Here is a 1,323-nt window from a genome sequence, read left to right on the forward strand (position 1 = left end):
CGGTGACACCGTAAGGCACCGGCCCACGGCCCCGCGCGCCCTTTTCCGGGTCTTATCCTGGTACGGACGCACCCCAACTCCCTTGCCTGCACGCCCCGATCACCCTGCGGGGCGCGAACTGCCGGGAATCCGCCGGATATCCGGTGTTTCCCAGCGCGGGCGGGGCACCTGGTGGCAATCTGCTGAACAGCAGATACGCATAGTTGTCAGGCCCCGCAGCCGGAGGTGCACGTACCGTGGCGTCCAATGTCAATCCAACCGTCCGACGACGCCGGTTGGGCCAGGAGCTTCGCCGGCTCCGTGAAAACAAGGGCATGACCGCCGAGGGCGTCGCCGAGCGGCTGCTGGTGTCCCAGTCGAAGATCAGCCGGCTGGAGAACGGCCGCCGCAGCATCAGCCAGCGCGATGTGCGCGACCTGTGCGAGGTCTACGAGGTGGAGGACCGCCGCGTCGTCGACTCCCTGATGCAGATGGCCAAGGACTCCCGCCAGCAGGGCTGGTGGCACTCCTTCGGCGACATCCCGTACAGCGTGTACATCGGTCTGGAGACGGACGCAGAGTCGCTGCGGGTGTACGACCCGCAGGTCGTGCCGGGGCTGCTGCAGACCCGGTCGTACGCGGAGTGTCTGATCGCGGGCGCGCTGCCGGAGACCGCGCCCACCGACATCGACAAGCGGGTGCAGGTGCGGATGCGCCGGCAGGAGCGGATCAACGCCCCGGAGAAGCCGCTGCGCCTGTGGACGGTGCTGGACGAGGCCGCGCTGATGCGGGTCGTCGGCACCAAGGACGTGATGCGGGAGCAGTTGGAGTACCTGGTGGAGCAGTCCCGGCTGCCGCATGTCACCGTGCAGGTCATCCCGTTCGGGATGGGCGCGCACCCCGGGCTCAACGGCCAGTACGCCATCCTGGAGTTCCCGGACGCGGTGGACTCCAGCGTGGTCTACATCGAGGGCGTCACCAGTGACCTGTATCTGGAGAAGACCAACGATGTGCAGAAGTACAGCGTGATGTACGAGCATCTGCGGGCGCAGGCGCTGAATGTGGACCAGTCGCGGGAGTTCATCTCCAACATCGCGGAGACGTACGCGCGTTGAGCCGTGCGGTGCGCCCTGGGTCCGGTCGGGAGGGACGCGCAGGATACACGGCGCCGTCTCACTCCGTGGGAGACCCCCGGTATATGCCATCCGGTCGAGTGAACGCCCGTCTCGCGTACGGGGGTTGGCGAGTAGCGGGGGGGTGCCCCCCCGCCGCCGGCCCGGGGGGGGGGGGGGGCCCCCCCCCCCCCCCACCCGGCAGGCCAACACGCGCCTGCGGCGGGCGACA

1 protein-coding gene is annotated in these 1,323 nt (G+C 69.0%); it reads left to right on the forward strand.

Going from position 1 to position 1,323, the window contains the following annotated elements; genetic code table 11:
• Positions 1-236 precede the first annotated feature (236 nt).
• Entirely contained in the window at positions 237-1,094 is an 858-nt protein-coding gene (locus ACFVST_RS09400) for a helix-turn-helix domain-containing protein (RefSeq protein ID WP_390148478.1), read from the forward strand.
• The last annotated feature ends 229 nt before the right edge of the window (positions 1,095-1,323 follow it).

The sequence above is a fragment of the Streptomyces sp. NPDC058045 genome (assembly GCF_042885635.1).
Taxonomy (GTDB): Bacteria; Actinomycetota; Actinomycetes; order Streptomycetales; family Streptomycetaceae; genus Streptomyces.